Genomic DNA, 22,370 nt, shown 5'->3' with positions numbered 1-22,370 from the left:
TCAGGACGGCAGCCCGTCCGGCAAACCGGTGAACAGCGGCCCCGACAACCGGTCCGCGCCGCGGTCGCGCCACCACTGCGCCTGTTCCTCGGTCGCGATCCCGGTCACCCCGACTTCGGCGCCGGCCAGGTGGGCCGCGTCGATCAGTGCCGTCAGCGCGGGCTCGACCAGCGGGTGCTCGCGCCGCTCCACGACGTGCGCCGCCATGCGGACCGCGCGGGCCGGGAACTCCGTCAGGCACGTGACGTCGCCGAACTCGTGGATCTCCGCGCCCACGCCGATTTCGGCCAGCACCTTGAGGTTGTCCGCCGCGTCGCCGGTCGCCGCCGACAGCGACGCCATCGGGAAGCCGGGGCGCAGCCGGTCCGGTTCGAGGCCGGTGGACTCCAGCACCTCGCGGATCTCGCCGACCAGCTCGGGGTCGGCGGCCTGGTGCGCGGCCAGCTCGACGGTGAGCGGCACGGTGACGTCGGCGGCCACGACGCGCTCGGCCGCCGCGCGCAGGAGCCACGTGCTCAGCGGCAGCGCCAAGCCCGTCTCCGCCGCCAGCCGCACGCACGTCTCGTGTGACAGGACGCCTTCGGCGGGGTGGTTCCAGCGCAGCCGCGCCTCGACACCCCGGACCGCGCCGTCCCGGGCGTCCACCAGCGGGCGGTAGCCGACCTCGATCTCGCCGTTCTCCCAGGCGCCCGCCATCGCCGCGGCGAGGCCGAAGTCGTGGCGGTCGCGGCGGTCCAGCTCGCGGTCGAACAGGCCCCACTGGTTGCCGGTCCGCTGGACGCGGCGCAGCGTCAGGTCCGACGCGCGCAGCAGCTCGGCCGGGGTGACGTCGCGCGGCGGCCGGTGGACGACGCCGATGCTGGCCGACACCGCGACCCCGCGGTGCCCGTCCACGTACTCCGGTTCCGCGAGCTCGTGGGTGATCTTCCGGACGAGCGTCACCACGCCCGGCGTCTCGGCCGCGTTCTGCACCAGCACGGCGAACTCGTCACCGCCGAGGCGCGCCACGAGCGCCTTCTCGCCGTCGAACACCGTCTTGAGCTTCGCGGCGACGCCGCGCAGCACCCGGTCGCCCAGGTCCTGGCCGAGCCCGCCGGTGATCTGCGAAAAGCCGTCGAGGTCGAGGTGGAACAGCGTGACCCCGCGGGACGCGTCGGCGTCGCGCAGCAGGGTTTCCAGGCGGGTGCTGAAGAACTGGCGGTTCGGCAGCCCGGTCAGCACGTCGTGCAGGGCCTGGTGGGACAGCCGCCGCTGCAGCAGCGACACCTCGGTGTCGTCGTCGACGATCGTGATCAGCTGCCGGGGCGCGCCGAGCGCGTCGCGCACCACCGAAGCGGCGAAGGTCGCCCACATCGGCTCGCCGTCCTTGCCGACGAGCCGGCGTCCGACGCGCAGCCGGTGCAGCCGGCCGGCGACCAGCTCGCCGTAGGACTCCCGCAGCTGCTCGACCTCGTCCGGGTGAACCAGGTCGAACAGCGTCATCGACGCGATCTCGGCCGGGGTCCGGTTGAGCGTCTTGGCGAGCGCCGCGTTGGCCCGCAGCACCCGGCCGTCCAGCTCGGTGAGCGCGACGCCGCTGGCGGAGCCGGCGAACACCTCCTCGAACTGCGCGCGCGTGATGACCTGCTTCTGCCGCGTCTCCTGCTCGACCTTCAGCAGCGCGCGGCTCAGGCCTTCCTGGCGCTTCTGGATGTCTTCGCGCTGCATCTCGCCGTAGCCCGAGCTGAGCGCGCCGAGCACCAGCACCACCCGCTCGGCCAGCCCGTCGACCTGCCGCAGCTCCGGTTCGCGCAGCAGCGCCTTGCCGAGCACCTCGAGAGTGCGGCGCAGGCTGTCCGCGCCCACGCAGCGCAGCTCGACGAGCCGCCCGCCCGCGGCGGCGGCCGCGTCGAGGTCCGGCGGCTCGCTCGCGACCGCCTCGAACAGCCTGCCGACCAGCACCGCCAGCTCGCGCTCGATCTCTTCGGGCGTGTGCGGCAGGTACGCGGTGGTGGAGATCAGGTAGCCCCATTTGCGCGCGAGCGTGCCCAGCCGTCTCGCCGCGCGTTCGGCGGACGGCTTCTTCCGCGGGTCGTCGCCGCGGGGTTGAGGAGCAGTCACCTCAGCCTGTCCTGGGGTTCAGGGAAACTCCGGTCCGGGTAGCCGATATATCTTGGCGCGAAATTGTGTCCGGTGCACGAAACAGCATTCATCCAATCGAGTGATAACCCTGCGGAGCGATCGCCAGGCGGTCCCGCAGCCACGACCGGGTGGCAGCACGGTAGTCGGCCGCGTTTTCGTGCAACGCAACGGAATGACCGGCACCCGGGAGGACGTACATCGACAACTTCGACGGATCGGCGTAATACGGCGCCTCCTGCGCGCGCAGCACGCCGGCGTCCGAACAGTCACGCAGGGCGAGCAGCCCGCAGAAAAGGACGTCCTTTTCCCCCACCACCTGGAAAACCGGTACGGTAATTCCCTTCGTCGCCGGGAGCACGATCCCGAACAACGCGACCGTGCCCATCCCCGGCACCGAAACCTGGTCCTTCGTCGCTTCGTCGGCCGCGATCACGGCCGGGTCGGAATCGCCCGCCGCGTAGAACAACCCGGCTCGCGCGCCCGGTTTCGTCGTGAAGTACAGCGGGTCGCTGCCCAGGTGCCCGAGCTGACCGTCGAGCAGCGCCGGCTGCAGGCCCAGCGCCGCGCCGAGCGCCAGCACCGGCAGCGCGGGCAGGTGCGTGATGCCGGTGAGCACGACGCCGTCGACGTCGTGGTAGGTCGACGCCTCGACCGCGACCACCCCGGACCCGACCGAGTGGCCGACGATCACGACCTTCGCGAACGGCACCCCGCCGACGCGGCCGGCGCGCAGGTGCCCGACCACCTCGTGCATCGACTCGGCCGCCGCCCAGACCGACAGCGGCAGGCTGAGCGGGTGGCTGCTGCCCCCGGCGCCGAGCTGGTCGGCGGCGAAGGTCGCGTAGCCGTGCGTGGCCATGTCGCGCTGGTAGGAGTAGCGCTGCGGCTCGTACGGCAGGTCCCAGTACGCGCTGTTGTACGTCCCGCCGTGCACGAGCAGCTGGACGGTGTCCGGGGCGTCCCCGCCGGGCAGGCACAGCCGGCCGTGCACCGTCGCCGGCGCGCCCGGCACCAGGGGCGGCAGGCCGGGGCCGGTGACCGGCAGATCCGTGTCGGTGCAGGAGATCGCGGCGGCCTCGGCCGGCATCGCGGCGGTCAGAGAAGCGAGCAGAACACCACAGGCGAACAAGGCCGACGTCACCTTGACGGGCAGCTTCACGCCGCACTCCCTCTGGACTCGGACAGGTGAAGGAACTCGGGAACACTACACCTCGTAGCCGAACGCGTACCGTCAGGTCCCGCGCGGCACCACGGTCATCGGCAGGCGGTTCGGCTGCATGGTCGCCTTGAGCTGGGCGCGGACCTTCTTGCCCGGCACCGGGACCAGCCGCCAGCGCGCCCCGATCGTGGCGGCGACGATGCCGATCTCCGTCGGCGCGAACACGTGCCCCGGGCACAGCCGCGCACCGGCGCCGAACGGGATGTACGCGCCCTTCGGCAGCTCCGCGGTCTCGCCGGGAGCCCAGCGGTCCGGGTCGAAGCGGTCCGGCTCCGGGAACCAGCGCGGGTCCCGGTGCAGCGTGTGCTGGCTGACCGCGACTTCGCTCCCGGCGCGGAGGGTGACACCGCCCAGTTCGACGTCCTCGCGGGCGCGGCGCATGAGGATGAGCGGCGGCGTGCGGCGGACGATCTCGTTGACGATCTGGTGCGTGTACACGAGGTCCGGCAGGTCTTCGAAACGCGCGGGCCGGCCGCCCAGGACCGCGTCGACCTCCGCGTGGAAGCGCCGCTCGACGTCCGGGTGCTGCCCGAGCTCGTGGAAGAACCAGGCCAGCGCGACGGCGGTGGTCTCGGCACCGGTGGTGAGGATGGTGATGACCTCGTCGTGCACCTGCCGGTCGGACATGCCTTCGCCGGTGTCCTCGTCGCGGGCCAGCAGCAGCATCGACAGCAGGTCGCCGTGGTCGGCGCCCTCTTCCCGGGCGGTGACCACGGTTTCGCCGATCACTTCGCGCAGACGCGCGGCCGCGGCGTCGAACGTCCGATTCGCGGGAATCGGCAGTTTCTCCACGAATTTCGGAGAGAACGCGCGGATCAGCACGTATTTCAGCATGATCGGGATCGACCGCTGGATCTCCGCGAGTGCTTCGTCGCCGAGGGCGGTCGAGAAGAGCGTCTGGCCGGCGATCGTGAGCACGAGGTCCTGCATCCGCTTGTCGAACTCGACGACTTCGCCGGGCCGCCACGAATCCGCCAGTTCGCCGGCCAGCTTCGTGATCGTGTTCTCGGCGTAGCCCGCGATGCGCGTCCGGCCGAACGCGGGCATGACCAGCCGGCGCTGGCGGCGGTTGAGCTCGCCGTTCGAGGTGGCCAGGCCGTCACCGAAGAGCGGGCGCATCTTGTCGAAGACCAGGCCCTTGTCGAACTTGTCGGCGTCGGTGGCCAGCACGCGCCAGGCCAGCTCGGGCGTCGTGACCACGTGCACCGGCAGCGGGCCGAGGCGGAGTTCGACGACATCTCCGTGCGCCGGAAGGGAAGTGAAGAGCTTCAGCGGGTCGCGGAGCAGGGGCACGGTGTGCCCCAGCACGGGCCACCGGCCGGGCACGTTCGTCATGGCCTCGTCTCCTCGTGACCGGAACACCCTAGCGGTGCGCGTGCGGACCCGAACGCGAGTCCACACGAACGGATGAGGGGGCTACACTCCGGATTCTCTGACGCGAGGGTGGGAGGTCCCGTGACCGGGGAGCTGAGCTGGGTACCGCCGGAGATCGACACCACGGTGCCGAACCCGGCGCGGGTCTACGACTTCTGGCTCGACGGCGACCACAACTTCGCCGCCGACCGCGCGCTCGGGGAGCAAATCCTCAAGATCATGCCGGGCGTGCGCGACGCGGCCCGCCTCAACCGCGCGTTCCTGCGCCGCGCGGCGAAGTTCATGGTGGACTCCGGCGTCCGGCAGTTCCTCGACATCGGCTCCGGCATCCCGACCGCCGGCAACCTGCACGAGATCGTCCAGCAGGCCGACCCGTCGTGCCGCGTGGTGTACGTCGACCGCGAGCCGGTGGCCGTCGCGCACAGCCGGCTGCTGCTGCAGGACAACGACCGCTGCGTAGTGCTGCAGGCCGACCTGCGCGACGCCAACGAGGTCTTCGAGGGTACGGCCGAGCTGCTGGACCTCGACCAGCCGGTGGGCGTGTTCATGTTGCTGCTGCTGCACTTCGTCCCCGACTCGTGGGACCCGGCGGGCATCGTGGCCCGCTACCGCGACCGCTTGGCGCCGGGCAGTTTCCTGGCGGTCACGCACGTCGCGGCGGACTCCGAGTCCGAGCGGCTCGACGAGGCCGTCGAGGTGTACCGGAACAACCAGGACCAGCAGAACCAGCCGGTCCCCCGCACCCACGACGAGGTCCTCGCCTTCTTCGACGGCTTCGAGGTGGTCGACCCCGGCGTGGTCGGCTGCGCGATGTGGAAGCCCGAAGGCGTCGGCGACATGTCCGACGACCCCGCCATCAACTCCCTGCCGTACGCCGGGGTCGGCCGGAAACCCTAGTCACCGCAGCGAAAACGTCGCCAGGTTCACCGGCCCGTCGAAGGTCAGGTAGACGTCGTGCCGACCGGTCGCCTTCGCCAGCGCGGCCGTCACCGTCGTGTACGCGTACCGGTCCCCGGTGGACGGCACCGGAGCCGTGCCCAGGACGCGGCCGGTCGGCGAGTCCAACCGCACCGTCACGTGCGCCGGCTCCACTGTGGACACCGAGGCCGTGAACCGCGCGGGGCCGTTCAGCGCGACGTCGCGGTACGCCAGCCAGCTCCCGGCCACCGCCGCGACCGACGTACCCGCCGTCTTGGCCGTGTCCGTCAACGTCGTCCCGGAGTAGTCGTCGAAGTTCTGGGCCGGCGTCGGCCTGCTCAGGTCGCGGGGCTCGGCCCGCTCCCCCGGCACGAAGACCGGCTGCGCCGCCGACACCTCCGATGCGTTGCGTCCCACGGCGAAGCCGTACCAGCCCTGCGCCACCACGGATCGGCCGCGGGACACGTCCCAGGACGCCAAGTCGGCGACCGGAACGGAGAACCGGACCGTCCGCGTCTCGTGCGGGGAAAGCGTCACGCGGGAGAAGTCCCGCAGCCGCTGCACCCCGGACTCCTTCGAGTACAGCTGGACGACGTCGGTCCCGGCTCGGCTGCCGGTGTTCGTCACCTCGACGCTGACCCGCACGGCAGAACCAGCCCGCGCTGCGCGCGCCGAGCCGTACCGGAAGTTCGTGTAGCTGAGCCCGTACCCGAAGGGGTACAACGGCTTCCCGCGGTAGTACTGGTACGTCATCCCCGTCTTCGAGATGTCGTAGTCGAGGATGCTCGGCAGCCCCGCGTCGGAGGCGTACCAGGTCTGGGTGAGCCGCCCGCTCGGGTCGACGTCGCCGAACAACACGTCCGCGACCGCGTGCCCGGTCTCCTGGCCGGCGTGGCTCGTCCACACGATCCCCGGCACGGACAGGGTGTCCCAGCCGGTCGTCGGGTAGCTGTTCTCCACCACGACCACGGTGTGCGGATTGGCTTTCTGTACCGCTTCGACCAACGCCCGTTGCGCCGGCGCCAAGGAAGTGCTCGTCCGGTCGTTGGCCTCCCGGCCGTTGATGAACGGCATGCTGCCGACCACGACCACCGCCGTGTCCGCGCCGCGGACGGCCGCGACCGCCGACGCGACGCCACTGGTGAGCACCTCGCGGCCGAACTTCGTCGCGTGCGCCGCGTCCGGCGACGAGATCGTCAGGACCCCGTCCGCGCCGACGACGGCGAAGCGGTCGGGGCCGAACCACGGCTCGGTGACCTCGTTGCCCGCGTACTCGAGCACGTAGCTGCCGTCGGGCTGCGGGTCGAGCTTGAGCTGCTGCTGCACGAACCAGCCGGCGGGCTGGTCGACGTCGTTCACCAGCGCGCCGCCGGAGTAGCCGAGGAACTTGCCGTTCGCGGCCGCGCGCAGGGTGTTCTTGCCCGCGCCCCAGTCGAAGACGTCGAAGGACTCCGCCGTCCCCGCAGTGGTCCCGCCCGCGGTCACCTTGCCGGGCGCGGCGGGCGCCGTCAGGTAGCGGCCGGTGGCGAGGTCCTTCAGCGCGATCCGGTCGACACCTTCGGACGAGACGACCGGCGCCCCGAGCCGCTCCGAGATGCCCTGCTTCGGCGTGACGCGGTACTGCATCGCGCCGCTGTACCAGTCTTCGTACAGCGTGTCGGACAGCGGACCGACGACGGCGACCTTCTTCTTCGCCGCGTCGAGCGGGAGCGCGTTCGCGTTGTTGCGCAGCAGGACGACCTGCTCGCCGGCCACCTTGCGGGCGAGCGCCCGGTGCTCCGGGGAGTTGATGACCGCCGGCGTGATCTTCGCGTACGGGTTGCGGCCCGGCGGGTCGAACTCGCCGAGCCGGAACCGCAGCGACAGCAGGTGCCGGTCGGCCTTTTCGACGTCGGCCATCGTCAGCAGCCCGCGGGAAAGCGCTTCCTTGACCGCCTCGACGGTGATCGAGCCGTTGGTGTCGTTGTCGGTGAAGCTGTCGAGCCCGGCCTTGATCGCCGCCGCGTCGGCTTCCGCCTTGGTGGCGTAGTACTTCTCCGAGTTGACCAGGTTGGACGGCGCACCGGCGTCGCTGACGACGGCGATGTCCTGCGGCGCCCACTTCCGCAGCAGACCACCGAGGTCCGGGCTCACGGTGTTCGGCCGCCCGTTGACCAGGTTGTACGACGGCATGACGGCGTTGGCCGCGCCGGCCTGGAGCGGGATCTTGAACGCCTGCTCGTCGTAGTCGTGCAGGATCTCGGGCGGCACCGAGGAGTTGCTGGTGTCACGGCTGGCTTCGTTGTTGTAGGCGAGGTAGTGCTTCAGCGTCGGAGCCGCCTGCAGGTAGCGCGGGTCGTCGCCCTGGATGCCGTGGCCGTAGGCGGTCGCGAGCGCACCGGTGAGGTACGCGTCCTCGGAGTAGCCCTCCTCGTTGCGGCCCCAGCGCGGGTCGCGCAGCAGGTTGACCACCGGCGCCCACAGGTTGAGGCCCCACAGCGTCGGGTTGCGCGCGTTGAAGCCGCGCGCCTCCTGCCCGACGGCCGCGCCGACCTGCTTCACCAGTGCGGGGTCCCACGTCGACGCCAGGCCGATCGCCTGCGGGAACACCGTGCCGTCGGCTTTCACGACCGCGCCGCCCGCGTCGTAGTCGGTCGACCAGGCGACGCCGTGCAGCGCTTCGGTGCCGGTCTTGAACACCCCGATGCCCAGCCGCGGGATGGCCGGCTCGTACTGGTGCAGCAGCGAGATCTTCTCGTCCGCAGTCAGCCGGGAGAGCAGGTCGTCGATCCGCGCCGCGAGGGGCAGGGCGGGATCGCGGAACGGCGGTGGCGGCGCGGCGAGCGCCGGCGCGGGGGCCAGCAGCAGGGTGGCGGCCACCGCCGGGACGAGGGCGCGGCGGAGCGGGGACTGGCGCACGGACGGCCTCCCGGAATCGTCGAATCGTTTCGACAGTGCGGCGCGGAACATTCGCGTCGAAGGTGAGGATGGACTCGACTATTACAGTCGGGTGAGCGCGGGGTCAAGACTTTCTGGGCGCGCTCCCAGGAAGTCCGGACGGCTGCCAAAACCGCGCACTGAGCTGGGGGAAGAGCCACCATCAGCGATGTTCGACAATTTCGACACGACCGGTGATCGTCGAATGCGAATCGAATATCCGCGCACGGCAAATCGTGCTTGTGTTTCCGACCGGTGTCTTCTACCTTCGTGCCATCGTCGATGCGCTTCGACGGACCCACCGCCCCGCCCGTCCCCAGGAGGCCGCCCGTGGTCACGATCAACGACGTCGCGACGGCGGCGGGCGTGGCACCCAGCACGGTGTCGTACGTGATCAGCGGCAAGCGCTCGATCTCGCCCAAGACCCGGCGGCTGGTCGAGGAGAGTATCCGCAAGCTCGGTTACCACCCGCACGCCGGGGCCCGGGCGCTCGCCAGCAGCAAGACGAACGTGCTCGCCCTGGTCGTCCCGCTGCGCACGGACCTCAACGTCGCCGTGGTGATGGAGTTCGTCGCCTCCGCGGTCACCGCGGCCCGCGCGCACGACCACGACCTGCTGCTGCTCACCAAGGACGAAGGCCCCGCGGCGCTGCAGCGGGTGGCGTCGTCGGCGATCGCCGACGCGCTGATGGTGATGGACGTCGAAGCCGCCGACCCGCGGGTGCCGATGCTCATCGCGCTCGACCTGCCGGTGGTGCTCATCGGCGTGCCCGACCACCCGGCCGGGCTGAGCTGCGTGGACCTGGACTTCACCGCCGCCGGTTCGGCGTGCGTCGCGCACCTGGCCGAGCTCGGCCACCGCTCGATCGCGCTGATCGGCCCCTCCCCCGCCGTCTACCGGCGCGGCACGAGCTACGCGACGCGGTTCCTGCGCGGGTTCGACGACGCCGCGAAGACCCACGACGTGCGCGCGACGAACCGCCCGTGCGCCCACTCCTACGAGGCGGTCAGCGCCTGCCTCGACGAGCTGCTCGCCGCCGACCCGGACCTGACCGGCCTGGTCGTGCACAACGAGGCCGTGCTGCCCGGGCTGCTTTCGGACCTGCGCCACCGCGGGCTGCGGGTGCCCGAGGACATCTCCGTCGTCGCGGTCTGCCCGGACAGCATGGCCGAGCACCACGCGGTCGCGCTGACCACGGTCGCCATCCCGGCCGAGGAGGTCGGGGCCCAGGCCGTCGAGATGACCATGCGCCGGCTCGCCGGCCGCACCACCCCGGAGGTCCGGCTGCTCGGCCCCCGGCTCACCCGGCGCGACAGCACCGCCGCGCCCCGCGCCTAGCCAGATTCTGCTCCAGCGTCGTAGGAGGATCACCATGTCCCTACCCCGTCGCGCCCTGATCCTGGCCGCGAGCGCCGCTTTGGTCGCCGCCTGCAGCCCCAGTCCTGCGCCACCCGCCGCGTCGAACGACGCCCCGCCGGCGTCGTCGATCACCGAGCTCGACTACTACGCCGACGAGCAGGGTTCGGCTGCGTGGCAGAAGATCCTCGACGCGTGCGCGACGCAGACCGGGATCAAGATCGAGCGGCAGAAGGTGCCGACCGACCAGATGCTGCCGAAGGTCCTGCAGAGCGCCAGTTCGAAGACGCTGCCGGACCTGCTCTTCACCGACAACCCGACGTTGCAGCAGGTCGCCGCCACCGGCGCGCTGACCCCGCTGGACACCTACGGCATCACCACCGACGGCTACTACGACAGCATCGTCAAGGCCGGGACGTACCAGGGCAAGGTCTACGGCGTCGCCCCCGGTGTCAACGGCCTGGCGCTGATCTACAACAAGGACCTGCTCACCGCGGCCGGGGTCGAGCCGCCGAAGACCTGGGACGAGCTGAAGGCCGCCGCGGCCAAGCTCACCAAGGACGGCAAGTACGGCCTCGCCTTCTCCGCGATCCCGTCCGAAGAGGGCACCTGGCAGTTCCTCCCGTTCTTCTGGAGCAACGGCGCCGAACTGTCCCGATTGGACTCCGCGCAGTCCGTGAAAGCGCTTCAATTCGTCACGGACCTGGTGACCTCCGGGTCGGCGTCGAAGTCCGTGGTGACGTGGAACCAGAACGACGTCGCCGACCAGTTCGTCGCGGGCAACGCGGCGATGATGGTCAACGGGTCGTGGAACCTGGCCCGGCTCGACGAGGAGAAGTCGCTGCACTACGGCGTCGTCCCGATCCCGGTGCCGCAGGCGGGCGCGAAGCCCGTCGTCGCGCTCGGGGGCGAGGTCGGCACCGTGCCGGTCACCAGCGGGCCGGCCCAGCAGGCCGCCGGCAAGGTGCTCTCCTGCATCCTCTCCGAGCCCACCATGCTCGAGTGGAGCAAGGCCCACGCCTACATCCCGTCGAAGACGGCCACCGCCGCGAAGTTCGGCGCGGAGCAGCCGGCGATGCAGGCGTTCGTCGACGAGGTCGGCAGCGCCCGTTCCCGCACCGCCGAACTCGGCGAGAAGTACCCGAAGGTCTCGCAGGCGCTCGCCGACGCGCTGCAGGCGGCGCTCACCGGCAAGCAGCCCGCCGACCAGGCCCTGCAGGCCGCCCAGCAGGCGAGCGGTTCGTGACCCTGGTCGCCCCGGCCGTCGCGGCCGGAAACCTCGGCGCCGGCCGGAAACCCCGGCGCGGCACCCGGTTCGCCGCGTGGGCGTTCCTGCTGCCCGCGCTGGCCTACATCGTGGTGTTCTTCGGCTACCCCCTGGCCGCGAACGTCGTGATGAGCACCCAGAACTACACGGTGAAGTCGTTCTACACCGGCGAAGCACCCTTCGTCGGCATCAGCAATTACGCGGCCGTGTTCGACAACCCGCTCTTCGGCACGGCGGCGCTCAACACGGTGCTGTTCACCGCCGGCTCGCTCGTGTTCCAGTTCGGGATCGGCCTCGCGCTCGCGGTCTTCTTCACCGGCCGTTTCCTCGGCAGCGCGCTGCTGCGGTCGCTGCTCCTGCTGCCGTGGCTGCTGCCGCTGGTGGTCAGCGGCGCGGTCTGGCGGTGGATGTTCGACCAGGACCACGGCGTGCTCAACGCCGCGCTGCGGTTCCTCGGCTTCGACGCGGTGCCGTGGCTGAGCAGCACGGGCTGGGCGCTGCCGGCGGTGATCCTGACCAACATCTGGATCGGCATCCCGTTCAACCTGGTGATCCTGCACGGCGGCCTGCGCGCGATCCCCGCGTCGCTCTACGAAGCCGCGGCGCTGGACGGTGCGGGCGCATGGCAGCGCTTCCGGCACGTCACCTGGCCGCTGCTGCGGCCGGTCACCGGGATCGTGCTCATGCTCGGGCTGGTCTACACGATCAAGGTGTTCGACGTGATCATGGTCGTCACCGGCGGCGGCCCGGCCAACGCGACCCAGACGCTCACCACGTGGTCCTACCGCCTGTCCTTCCAGGACTTCGCGTTCGGGCAGGGCGCCGCGGTCGGCAACGTCCTCATCCTGGTGGCGACGGTGTTCGGGCTGCTGTACCTGCGTTCGGCGAAGGCGACCCTGGCCGAGGCGGCGGCATGAAGACCTCTTCGTGGCCGCGCACGGTCGCCGGCGTCCTGATCGTCGCGGTGCTGCTGTTCCCGCTGTACTGGATGGTCAACGCCTCCTTCCAGCCCAGCGGCGCGCTGCTGCGCCCGGACCCGGCGTTCTTCCCGGCCGGCGGCACGCTCGACGGCTACCGCAAAGCGCTGTCCTCGCAGGGACCGCACCTGCTCTCCAGCCTCGTCGTCGCGCTCGGCACGGTGCTCGTGTCGCTCGCGATCGCCGCGCCGGCGTCGTACGCGCTCGCGCAGCTCAAGGTCCGCGGCGGGCCGGTGCTCGTGTTCGTGCTGCTCATCGTGCAGATGATCCCCGGCATCGTGATGGCCAACGCGCTCTACACCGTGTTCGGCAACCTCGGGCTGATCGACAACTACGCCGGGCTGGTGCTCGCCGACTCGACCGCGACCATCCCGTTCGCCGTGCTCCTGCTGCGGGCGTTCATGATCTCCGTGCCGAAGGAGCTCACCGAAGCGTCCCGAGTGGACGGTGCCGGGTACTGGCGGACGTTCGTCTCGATCATTCTGCCGGTCAGCCGCAACGCGCTGGTCACCGCCGGGCTGTTCTCGTTCCTGTTCGCGTGGGCGGACTTCCTCTTCGCCGTCACCCTCACCACGGGCCAGTCGTTCGAGCCGATCACGGTGGGCATCTACCGGTTCGTCGGCAACCAGTCCGCCGACTGGAACGGGATCATGGCCACCGCCGTCCTCGCCGCGATCCCCGCGGCCGTCCTGCTCGTCGTCGCCCAGCGGTACGTCGTCGCCGGGCTGACCAGCGGCGCCGTCAAAGACTAAGGAGACCGCGTGATCACGTCCGAAGACGGCCGCTCGCTCGAGGTCACCGTGCGGCATGAGGTGCTGCGCGTCGAACCGTGGGGCGACGGCAGCCTGCGCGTGCGCGCGGGACGCCACCGGATCCTCGACGACGTCCCGGGCGCGCTGCTGCCCGCGAAGCCGTCCGCCGCGACCGCGTCGGCCGAGGGCCGCACCGGCCGGGTCGTCAACGGCGCCCTCACCGCGATCGTCGAGATCGCCGACACCGACACCGGGATCGACGCGCAGCTGAAGTTCGTCCGCACCGACACCGGCGAGGAGCTGCTGTCCGAGCAGCGCGCGCACTTCTGGTGGCCCGGCGCGCGGCTGTTCATGCCGTCGCGCAACGGGTACGGCCGCCTCGAACAGCGGTTCACCGCCTACGACGACGAGCGGCTCTACGGGCTCGGCCAGCACACGCACGGCCGGCTCGACCAGAAGGGCCTGGTGCTCGACCTGGTGCAGCGCAACGCCGAGGTGTCGGTGCCGTTCCTGCTCTCCAGCCGCGGCTACGGGTTCCTCTGGAACAACCCGGCGGTCGGCCGGGTCGAGCTGGCCGCCAACGGCACCCGCTGGGTCGCCGACGACGCCCGCCAGCTCGACTACTGGGTCACCACCGGCGACGGCCCGCGGGAGATCCTCGGGCACTACGCCGACGCGACCGGGTACGCGCCGATGCTGCCGGACTGGGCGGCCGGGTTCTGGCAGTCGAAACTGCGCTACCGCACCCAGGACGAGCTTCTGGCCGTGGCGCGCGAATACCACGCCCGCGGGCTGCCGCTGTCGGTGATCGTGGCGGACTTCTTCCACTGGACCCACCTCGGCGACTGGCGGTTCGACCCGGCCGAGTGGCCGGACCCGGCCGGGATGGTGCGGGAGCTGGCTTCTTTCGGTACCAAGCTGATGGTTTCGGTGTGGCCGTCGGTGAGCCCGTTGTCGGCGAACTACCGTGCCTTGCACGAACAGGGTCTGCTGGTCGCCGCCGAGAACGGCGTCCCGGCACACGCGCCGTGGAAGGACAAGGGGTTCGACGTCGAGATGCCGGTGGCGTTCTACGACGCGACCAACCCGGCGGCGCGGCAGTTCGTCTGGGGCAAGATCAAGGAGAACTACTACGACCTGGGCGTGCGCGCGTGGTGGCTGGACGGCGACGAGCCCGAGATCCAGCCCGGGCACCCGCACAACCTCGGCTTCCACGCCGGCCCGGGGTCGGCGGTGTTCAACCTCTACCCGCAGGCGAACGCGCAGGCGTTCCACGACGGCATCCGCGCCGAGGGCGACGACGAGGTCGTGCTGCTGAGCCGGTCGGCATGGGCGGGCAGCCAGCGGTTCGGGGCGGCGCTGTGGTCGGGCGACGTCGGGGCGACGTGGGAGTCGCTGCGGGCCCAGGTGCGCGCGGGCCTGAACGTGGCGCTGGCCGGGATCCCCTGGTGGACCACGGACATCGGCGGCTTCCACGGCGGTGACCCGGAGTCGGAGTCCTATCGGGAGCTGCTGGTCCGGTGGTTCCAGTACGGGGTGTTCTGCCCGCTGTTCCGCCTGCACGGCTTCCGCGACCCGCGCACCGCCTTCGGCCCGGAGATGACCGGCGGCGCCAACGAGGTGTGGTCGTACGGCGACGCGGCTTACTCGTCGATCGTGGCGTCGTTGCGGCTGCGCGAGCGGCTGCGGCCGTACTTGATGGAACAGATGCGGGTGGCGCACGAGCAGGGCGTCCCCCCGATGCGGCCCCTGTTCGTCGACTTCCCCGGGGACGCCGTTTCGTGGGAGGTTTCCGACCAGTTCCTGCTGGGGCCGGATGTGCTGGTGGCGCCGGTTCTTTCGCCGGGGCTGACGTCTCGGCGGGTGTACTTGCCCGCCGGGGCTTCTTGGGCGGACGCGGTCACCGGCTCACGCCACGACGGCGGCGGCTGGGTCGACGCGCCGGCACCGGCGGACCGCATCCCGGTCTTCCTGCGCGACGACGCCGACGTGCCGGTCCGCCCGCCGGCCTGAAGGTCTTGAATGAGTCATTCAGGACCTCCGGAGACCTGAATGACTCATTCAAGACCAGCGGGCGGGCCGGCCGCGGTGCTGGCGGAGGTCTGCAGCTCGGCCCATACGCCCGGCTTGCGCGGGGACGGCGAGCAGAGGGTCCAGCCCGGCGGCCAGGTGCGGCGCGCGTACACATCCGTGCGGGCGCGCGCCCGCGGGAAGCGGAACCGCTCGGCCGTGACCCCGGTGAAGTCGGCGTGCCCGCTGAACCGCGCTCCGCCGAAGAAGGCGTCACCGAACCGGGCGTCGCGAAAGGACGTCCGGCCCGCGAAGCCCACGTCCGCGAACGACACGTCCGCGAAAGCACTCCCGGAAAAGTCGGTGTGCGCCGAGAACCGGGCGTGGTCGAACCACACCTCGCCGCCGGCGATGGCTTCGGCGAACAAGGCCGTCCCGGTGAAGGTGACGCTCTCGAAGTCGGCGCCCGCCTCGAAGGCGGTACCGCGGAACAACGCGTGGCGCGCGAAGCACGCCCCTTCGAAGCTGACCAGGCGGGTGAAGACCGCGCCGCCGAACCGGGCGGTGCCCGCGAACCTGACACCGCGGAACGTCGCGTCGCGGAGTTCGCAGCCCCGCAGGTCCACGTCGTGGAGCACCATCGGCGCCACGTGCAGGTCCATCCCGGGCCAGAACCGCGGCGAACCGGGACGCAGGCGCGCCAGCAGCACCGGCCACAGCCGGGCCTGCCAGGCGGCGACGTCGTGCCACCCGTAGCCGAGCTGGGCCAGGACGTGGTCGACGAAGTCCTGGCGCAGCGCCGGGTCCCGGTCGGCCACCTCGGCGAACTCGTGCACGCCCGCCAGCCGCGTGCCGCGCTCGTCGGCGAAGGTCTTCCGCTCGCCGTCGGAGCCGGCGGATTCGGGCGCGGCGGTCAGCTCGGCGTACTGGTCCCGGCGCACGACCAGCCACGCCGTCACCAGGCACGCGGCGACGGCGGCGTAGAAGACGACCCAGCCGGACACGTCCGGATTGTCGCGTGGTGGCGGGCCTGGCCGACACCGGTTTAAAATGGACCCGTGAGTCCAACGCTGACCCGGAAGGGCGCCGCGACGCGGCAGCGGATCGTGGAGGGCGCCGCGGCCGAAATCCGCGAGCGCGGGGTCGCCGTCACGACGCTCGACGACATCCGCGCGCGGACGGCCACCAGCAAGAGCCAGCTCTTCCACTACTTCCCCGAGGGCAAGGAAGAGCTGCTGCTGGCGGTCGCGCGGTTCGAGGCGACGCAGGTGATGGCGGCCCAGCAGCCGCAGCTGGGCGAGCTGGACTCGTGGGCGGCCTGGCGGCGCTGGCGCGACACGGTCGTCTCGCACTACCGCGAACGCGGGCAGTACTGCCCGCTCAACGTGCTGATCTCCCAGCTGGGCCGGGCGACGCCGGGGGCGCAGGCCGTGGTGACCGAACTGCTGCGCAGCTGGCAGAACGAGCTCGAAGCGGGCATCCGCCGGCTCCGCGACGCGGGCGAGGTCAGCCCCGACCTGGACACCGAACGCACCGCGGCCGCCCTGCTGGCGGGTCTGCAGGGCGGCGTCGTGGTGATGCTGTCGACCGGCCGCATCGACCACCTGGAAGCGGCACTCGACGTCGGGATCGAAAACCTGCGGGCGAGCGGGAACCGGCGCTGAGGCCGGCCCCCGCTCCCGAAGTCAGGCGTTCTTGATCGCGGAGATCTCGAACTCGAGGGTGACCTTGTCGCTCACCAGCACGCCACCGGTCTCGAGGGCGGCGTTCCAGGTGATGCCGTAGTCCTTGCGGCTGATCGTGGTCGAGCCCTCGAAGCCGATCCGGTCGTTGCCGAACGGGTCCTTGGCGGAGCCCTCGAACTCGAACGGGATGGTGACCGAACGGGTGACATCCTTGATGGTCAGGTCGCCGGTCACGTCGAAGGAGGTGTCGCCGGTCTGCTTGATCTCGGTGGTGGTGAAGGTGATGGTCGGGTACTCGTCCATCGACAGGAAGTCGTTGCTCTTCAGGTGACCGTCGCGGTCGGCGTTGCGCGTGTCGATGCTGTGCGCCTGGATGGTCACCTGGGCGGACGACTTCTCCGGGGCGTCGCCGTCGATCGTGGCGGTGCCGGTGAACTCGTTGAAGCTGCCGCGGACCTTGGTCACCATGGCGTGCCGGGCGACGAACCCGATCCGCGAGTGGGCGGCGTCCAGGGTGTACTCACCGGTCAGCTGGGGGTAGGTGGTCGCGCTGGTCATGGCTCTACGTCATCTCCTCGTGGTGGCACCCCCAGGTGATTGAGGGTTCAACGACACTGTACTCACTTTCACTGGTTGCGCAAGCAAGCATTGGCTAGACTCGCCGGTATGGGTGAACAGTCCGCGCTCGACCTCGACGAAGCCCCGTTCTGGCGGGCCTTGATGCGCATCACGACCGCGCTGCCGCGAGCGCTCGAAGACCAGTTCCTGCCCGAGACCGGCCTCGCGATCACCGACTACGGCGTGCTCGTCGTGCTGTCGGAGGCGCCGGAGCGCCTGCTCCGCATCTCGGCGCTGGCCACGACCACCGGGCTCTCGCTGAGCCGGATCAGCCGGGTCGTCGACGACCTGACCCGCCGCGGCCTGGTCGAGAAGCGCAAGTGCGCCGAAGACGGCCGCGCGTCCAACGCCGTGCTGACCGACGCGGGATTGGCCAAACTGGAAGCGGCCTACCCGAGCCACCTCGCCCGCGTGCGGGCTTCGGTGTTCGACCACCTGAGCGCCGAGGACATCCGCACGGCCGGGCCGGTGCTGGCCCGGCTGGCCGCGGCGCTGGACACCGCTCCCCCGACCGACGACTGCTGAGGACGCCGATGAGCGACAAGGGCGAGTACAAGCGGGACCTGAACTACATCCCGGACCGCATCACCGCCGACGGCCGCGACGGCTGGCCGGTCGAGCCCGGCCGCTACCGGCTGGTCGTCGCGCGCGCGTGCCCGTGGGCCAACCGCGCGGTGATCGTGCGGCGGCTGCTCGGCCTCGAGCCGGTGCTGTCGATGGGCATCGCCGGGCCGGTGCACGACGAGCGGAGCTGGAGCTTCGACCTCGACCCCGGCGGTCGCGACCCGGTGCTGGGGATCGAGCGGCTGCAGGAGGCGTTCTTCAAGCGCGACCCGGAGTACCCGCGCGGCATCACGGTGCCGGCCTTCGTGGACGTCCCGAGCGGCCAGGTCGTCACCAACGACTTCGCGCAGATGACGCTGGACATGTCGACCGAGTGGACCGCGTACCACCGTTCCGGCGCGCCCGAGCTGTACCCGGAGAAGCTGCGCGACGAGATCGACGACGTCGCCGAGAAGGTCTTCACCGACGTCAACAACGCGGTGTACCAGTGCGGCTTCGCGCGGTCGCAGGAGGCGTACGAGCACTCGTACCGCAAGCTCTTCGCGCGGCTGGACTGGCTGTCCGACCGGCTCGCGGACCAGCGCTACCTGGTCGGCGACACGATCACCGAGGCCGACATCCGGCTGTTCACGACGCTCGTCCGGTTCGACGCGGTCTACCACGGCCACTTCAAGTGCAACCGGCAGAAGCTCACCGAGCTGCCGGTGCTGTGGGCTTACACGCGCGACCTGTTCCAGACGCCCGGCTTCGGCGACACGATCGACTTCGCGCAGATCAAGGAGCACTACTACGTGGTGCACAGGAACGTGAACCCGACCGGCATCGTGCCGCTGGGCCCGGACACGTCGGGCTGGCTGACGTCGCACGGCCGCGAGGAGCTGGGCGGCCGCCCGTTCGGCGACGGGACGCCGCCGGGGCCGCCGCCTACCTCCGAGAGGGTGCCCGAGCTGTAGTTCCTTGGCTACGGTGATCGCCATGGAACGCCTGCGCGATCGCCGGATCCTGGTCACCGGCGCCGGCTCCGGCATCGGCCGGGCCACCACGTACCGCCTGATGGAGGAGGGTGCCCGGGTCATCGGCACCGACGTCTCCGAAGAGGGCCTGATCGAGACCCAGAAAGCCGCTCCTCTCGGCGGCCTGACCACGTACGTCATGGACGTGGCCGACGAGGCGTCGGTGGCGTCCGGGGTGACGTCGGCGACCGAGGTCCTGGGCGGTCTCGACGTCGTGGTCAACGCGGCGGGGATCCTGCTGGCGTCGCACACGCACGAGACGTCCCTGGAGCTGTGGAACCGGGTGCTGGCGGTGAACCTGACGGGCACGTTCCTGGTGACGCGGGCGGCGTTGCCCGCGCTGCTGTCGTCCGAGCACGGCGTGGTGGTGAACTTCAGTTCGACGTCGGCGACGTTCGCGCACCCGTACATGGCGGCGTACTGCGCGAGCAAGGGCGGGATCCAGGCGTTCACGCACTCGCTGGCGCTGGAGTACGGCAAGCGGGGGTTGCGGGCGGTGAGCATCGCGCCGGGGAGCGTGAAGAGCGGGATCACGGACTCGGCGGCGAGTTGGCTGCCGTCGGACGTCGACTTCTCGCTGTTCGGACGGTTGCTGCCGATCCTGCCGACGGACCACACGACGGAGGTCGGCAACGCGGTGGCGGGCCCGGAGACGGTGGCGGGCGTGGTGGCGATGGTGGCGTCGGAGGACGGAAAGTTCATCACGGGCACGGAAATCCGCATCGACGGCGGCACGCACACCTGAGAAAGCCGATCGATATCGCTCCTTGACCTCCACCCTGAAACTTTTCGCCGTCCCGCAACGACATAGGGCGGACGGCGCAGAGGACAGGAGCAGATGTGGGTGTTGAGGCCTTCGGCATCGAGAAGGAGTTCCTCAAGGACCTGCTTTCGCAGGTCGATCAGGGCGAAACGCAGCTGCCCGAGTTCCAGCGCGGGTGGGTCTGGCCCGACCGAAACATCGCGAGCCTGATCGCCTCCATCTCGCTCGGCTACCCGGCGGGCACGGTCATGATGCTGCGGCAGGGCGGTGAGACCCGCTTCAAAACCCGTGCGGTCGAAGGCGCCCGGCCGTCGCCGAGGACCACTCCCGACCGGCTGATCCTCGACGGTCAGCAACGGCTGACCTCCCTCTACCAGTCGATCTTCCGCAACGCCCCCGTCGAAACCCAGGATGTCCGGGGCAAGGACGTCAAGGGCTGGTTCTACCTCGACATGGAACGGGCTGTCCTCGACGACAGTGACCGCGAAGAAGCCATCGTGTTCGTGCCGGAGACGAAGATCCGCCTCGACTTCCGCGGCCGCACGGTCCTCGACCTCTCCACGCCGGAGAAGGAATACGCGGCGAGGATGTTCCCCTGCACCGCGTTGTTCGACTCCATGCAGTGGATGATGGGTTTCTGCCAGTACTCCCCCGAGCTGCAGAGCGAGAACTTCAAACTGTGGGGCAAGTTCCAGGTAGCGGTCGTCCAGCGCTTCCTCCAGTACCAGCTGCCGGTCATCGAGCTGGGCCGCAGCACACCGCGGCAAGCCGTCTGCCAGGTCTTCGAGAAGGTCAACACCGGTGGTGTCACGCTCACGGTCTTCGAACTGCTCACCGCCACGTTCGCGGCCGATGACTTCGACCTGCGCCAGGATTGGGACGACCGCAAGGCGGCGTGGAACACCGGGAAGTACGACATCCTGGCCAACGTCGCCAACACCGACTTCCTCCAGGCCGTGGCGCTGCTGGCCACCATCGAGCGGCGGCAGGCCGCCATCGAAGCCGGGCGCGACGAAGCCAGTGCTCCCCGGATCGGCTGCCGGCGCGCGGACATGCTCAACCTGACGCTGCCCGAATACCTCAAATGGGCACCGGACGTGACCGAAGGCCTCAAGGCCGCGGCACAGTTCCTCCACGCCCAGCGCATCTTCGATACCCGGTTCCTCCCCTACGGCAGCCAGCTGATCCCGATGGCCGCTGTGTTCGCGTTACTGCGCCAGCAGGCCGAGACCGTCGGCGCCCGGCAGAAGATCTCCCGCTGGTACTGGTGCGGAGTCTTCGGCGAGCTCTACGGCGGCACGACGGAAACGCGGTTCGCCCGCGACGTCCCGGATCTCGTCGACTGGGTCCGCGGGGCGGACACCGAACCGCGGACCGTGCAGGAAGCCCAGTTCGTCTCCAGCCGCCTGTGGTCCCTGCGAACTCGTGGATCCGCCGCCTACAAGGGTCTCTACGCGCTGCTCCTCCGCGAAGGCCCGCGTGACTGGTGCACCGGCTCGGACATGTCCGACGAGAACTACTTCGACAACGCCGTGGACATCCACCACATCTTCCCGAAGGTGTGGTGCGAGAAAGCCGGCATCGACGCCAACCGCTACAACTCCATCATCAACAAGACCCCGCTGACCGCGCGCACCAACCGGATCATCGGTGGCCGGCCGCCGTCCGTTTACCTGCGCGGGCTGGCGAAGAGCGCCGAAACGACGCCCGAAATCATCGATCGGAACGTGCATTCCCACCAGGTCTCCGCGGCCGATCTGCGCAACGACGACTTCGAGGCCTTCATGAGCCGGCGAGAGCGAGCGCTGGTGTCGCTGATCAGCCGCGTCATGGGCAAAGAGGTGCAGACCGACGCGCCGGTGGACAACGACCTGAGAGGCGTGTTCAGCGGCGGTCTGTGACGGCTTCGGCGTACCTCGCGGAGAGGGTCCGCAGCCGTTCGGCCAGCTCCGGCGGGGACTCCACCTCGAACGCCACATCCAGCATCCCCACCACGAACGCCACGAGGTCCCAAGAATCCGACGCCAGCTCCAGCCGGCAGGTCCCGGCGTCGATCGGAGTCACCTCGCCCTCCACCCGCCCTTCGATCGACGGCGCCGGCGCGAAGACCTTCAACACCGCGCGCAACGGCCACATCTCCCGGCCCATCGTGCGGGTCAGGTACGCCGTCAAGTCGCCGTCCGGGGGTGGGCGGTGGGTGAACCGCGGCCCGTTCGGCGTCCGCAGCGACAGCCGGTCCGCGCGGAACGTCCGCCAGTCCGAACGGCCTGCGTCCCAGCCGATCACGTACCAGCGCCGGCCCCACGACACCAGGCGGTGCGGCTCCACCGACCGGCGGGACGAACCACCGAAATGGTCCACGTAGTCGAAACGCACCGTCGAAGCGTCGCGGATCGCCGCCGACACCGCTGTCAGCACCGCCGGGTCCACAGTGGACCCCCGCACCGGGAGGGCCAGCGTGCTCGCCTCCAGCGCCGCCACGCGGTGGCGCAGCCGGGACGGCAGCACTCGGGACAGCTTGCTCAACGCCCGCTGCGCCGCCTCCGAGCCCGCCATGCGCAAGCTGAGGGTGACCGCGACCGCTTCCTCGTCGTCCAGCAGCAACGGGGGCAGCTCCGCGCCCGCGCCGAGGCGGTAGCCGCCGATCGGGCCCATCGCCGCGCGCACCGGGTAGCCCAGCTCGCGCAGGCGGTCGACGTCGCGGCGGACCGTCCGCGTCGTCACGCCCAGCCGCTCCGCCAGCTCCGTTCCGGACCAGTCGCGGGGCAGCTGCAGCAGAGCCAGCAACCGCAGCAGCCGGCCGGGGGTTTCGCGCAT

Annotated in this window: 18 protein-coding genes; 11 read left to right on the top strand and 7 right to left on the bottom strand. The window is 70.6% G+C overall.

Going from position 1 to position 22,370, the window contains the following annotated elements:
- From ACERZO_RS12125 to ACERZO_RS12115, 3 genes are all read right to left on the bottom strand, one after another.
- On the bottom strand, positions 1-2,100 hold the full coding sequence (locus ACERZO_RS12125) for a putative bifunctional diguanylate cyclase/phosphodiesterase (RefSeq protein ID WP_372664695.1): 2,100 nt from the start codon (positions 2,098-2,100) through the stop codon (positions 1-3).
- 88 nt (positions 2,101-2,188) lie between these two features.
- Positions 2,189-3,280 (bottom strand): alpha/beta hydrolase, encoded by a 1,092-nt coding sequence (locus ACERZO_RS12120; RefSeq protein WP_372664694.1) that lies wholly within the window; start codon positions 3,278-3,280, stop codon positions 2,189-2,191.
- 72 nt (positions 3,281-3,352) lie between these two features.
- Positions 3,353-4,675, bottom strand: a complete 1,323-nt coding sequence (locus ACERZO_RS12115; RefSeq protein WP_372664693.1) for a cytochrome P450 — start codon at positions 4,673-4,675, stop codon at positions 3,353-3,355.
- Between the two features lie 120 nt (positions 4,676-4,795).
- On the opposite strand from ACERZO_RS12115, the gene ACERZO_RS12110 reads away from it, so the two are divergent.
- Positions 4,796-5,611 (top strand): SAM-dependent methyltransferase, encoded by an 816-nt coding sequence (locus tag ACERZO_RS12110; RefSeq protein ID WP_372664692.1) that lies wholly within the window; start codon positions 4,796-4,798, stop codon positions 5,609-5,611.
- On the opposite strand, the gene ACERZO_RS12105 is transcribed toward ACERZO_RS12110, so the two are convergent.
- Positions 5,612-8,530, bottom strand: coding sequence for a glycoside hydrolase family 3 C-terminal domain-containing protein (locus tag ACERZO_RS12105; protein ID WP_372664691.1), 2,919 nt, complete (start codon positions 8,528-8,530; stop codon positions 5,612-5,614).
- A 348-nt stretch (positions 8,531-8,878) separates the two neighbouring features.
- Between ACERZO_RS12105 and ACERZO_RS12100 the strand changes: the two genes are divergently transcribed.
- The 5 genes from ACERZO_RS12100 to ACERZO_RS12080 are packed head-to-tail and all read left to right on the top strand — an operon-like array spanning position 8,879 to position 14,913.
- Positions 8,879-9,886 carry a LacI family DNA-binding transcriptional regulator gene (locus ACERZO_RS12100; protein ID WP_372664690.1) on the top strand — a complete coding sequence of 336 codons (1,008 nt, stop codon included), beginning with the start codon at positions 8,879-8,881 and terminating at the stop codon, positions 9,884-9,886.
- 34 nt (positions 9,887-9,920) lie between these two features.
- Positions 9,921-11,150, top strand: coding sequence for an ABC transporter substrate-binding protein (locus ACERZO_RS12095; RefSeq protein ID WP_372664689.1), 1,230 nt, complete (start codon positions 9,921-9,923; stop codon positions 11,148-11,150).
- 2 nt (positions 11,151-11,152) lie between these two features.
- Positions 11,153-12,088 carry a carbohydrate ABC transporter permease gene (locus ACERZO_RS12090; RefSeq protein ID WP_372665561.1) on the top strand — a complete coding sequence of 312 codons (936 nt, stop codon included), beginning with the start codon at positions 11,153-11,155 and terminating at the stop codon, positions 12,086-12,088.
- Complete coding sequence (locus tag ACERZO_RS12085; RefSeq protein WP_372664688.1) at positions 12,085-12,900, top strand: carbohydrate ABC transporter permease; 816 nt, start codon at positions 12,085-12,087, stop codon at positions 12,898-12,900. Before ACERZO_RS12090 ends, ACERZO_RS12085 begins: the two co-directional genes overlap by 4 nt.
- A 9-nt stretch (positions 12,901-12,909) precedes the next feature.
- On the top strand, positions 12,910-14,913 hold the full coding sequence (locus ACERZO_RS12080; protein WP_372664687.1) for a TIM-barrel domain-containing protein: 2,004 nt from the start codon (positions 12,910-12,912) through the stop codon (positions 14,911-14,913).
- 44 nt (positions 14,914-14,957) lie between these two features.
- Here the strand turns inward: ACERZO_RS12080 and ACERZO_RS12075 are convergent, their stop codons facing one another.
- Positions 14,958-15,914, bottom strand: coding sequence for a pentapeptide repeat-containing protein (locus ACERZO_RS12075; RefSeq protein ID WP_372664686.1), 957 nt, complete (start codon positions 15,912-15,914; stop codon positions 14,958-14,960).
- Between the two features lie 54 nt (positions 15,915-15,968).
- Between ACERZO_RS12075 and ACERZO_RS12070 the strand changes: the two genes are divergently transcribed.
- Complete coding sequence (locus ACERZO_RS12070; protein ID WP_372664685.1) at positions 15,969-16,574, top strand: TetR/AcrR family transcriptional regulator; 606 nt, start codon at positions 15,969-15,971, stop codon at positions 16,572-16,574.
- A 21-nt stretch (positions 16,575-16,595) separates the two neighbouring features.
- Here the strand turns inward: ACERZO_RS12070 and ACERZO_RS12065 are convergent, their stop codons facing one another.
- The gene (locus ACERZO_RS12065; RefSeq protein ID WP_155543674.1) at positions 16,596-17,153 is read right to left on the bottom strand and encodes a YceI family protein; all 558 of its coding nucleotides are present in this window, start codon (positions 17,151-17,153) and stop codon (positions 16,596-16,598) included.
- A 108-nt stretch (positions 17,154-17,261) separates the two neighbouring features.
- Between ACERZO_RS12065 and ACERZO_RS12060 the strand changes: the two genes are divergently transcribed.
- The 4 genes from ACERZO_RS12060 (at position 17,262) to ACERZO_RS12045 (ending at position 21,454) form a co-directional block, all read left to right on the top strand.
- On the top strand, positions 17,262-17,738 hold the full coding sequence (locus ACERZO_RS12060; RefSeq protein ID WP_372664684.1) for a MarR family winged helix-turn-helix transcriptional regulator: 477 nt from the start codon (positions 17,262-17,264) through the stop codon (positions 17,736-17,738).
- A gap of 8 nt (positions 17,739-17,746) precedes the next feature.
- Positions 17,747-18,730: a glutathione S-transferase family protein gene (locus ACERZO_RS12055; protein ID WP_372664683.1), complete on the top strand. Its 984-nt coding sequence runs from the start codon at positions 17,747-17,749 to the stop codon at positions 18,728-18,730.
- A gap of 22 nt (positions 18,731-18,752) precedes the next feature.
- On the top strand, positions 18,753-19,535 hold the full coding sequence (locus tag ACERZO_RS12050) for an SDR family NAD(P)-dependent oxidoreductase (protein WP_372664682.1): 783 nt from the start codon (positions 18,753-18,755) through the stop codon (positions 19,533-19,535).
- A 95-nt stretch (positions 19,536-19,630) separates the two neighbouring features.
- Positions 19,631-21,454, top strand: a complete 1,824-nt coding sequence (locus tag ACERZO_RS12045) for a GmrSD restriction endonuclease domain-containing protein (RefSeq protein WP_372664681.1) — start codon at positions 19,631-19,633, stop codon at positions 21,452-21,454.
- Here the strand turns inward: ACERZO_RS12045 and ACERZO_RS12040 are convergent.
- Positions 21,438-22,370, bottom strand: a complete 933-nt coding sequence (locus tag ACERZO_RS12040) for a helix-turn-helix transcriptional regulator (RefSeq protein WP_372664680.1) — start codon at positions 22,368-22,370, stop codon at positions 21,438-21,440. The two genes, ACERZO_RS12045 and ACERZO_RS12040, sit on opposite strands and share 17 nt — an antisense overlap.

This window comes from Amycolatopsis kentuckyensis (genome assembly GCF_041679295.1).
In the GTDB taxonomy this organism is placed as follows: Bacteria; Actinomycetota; Actinomycetes; order Mycobacteriales; family Pseudonocardiaceae; genus Amycolatopsis; species Amycolatopsis kentuckyensis_A.
Note: the sequence above shows the minus strand (reverse complement) of the source record. Positions and strands in the feature narration are given on the sequence as shown.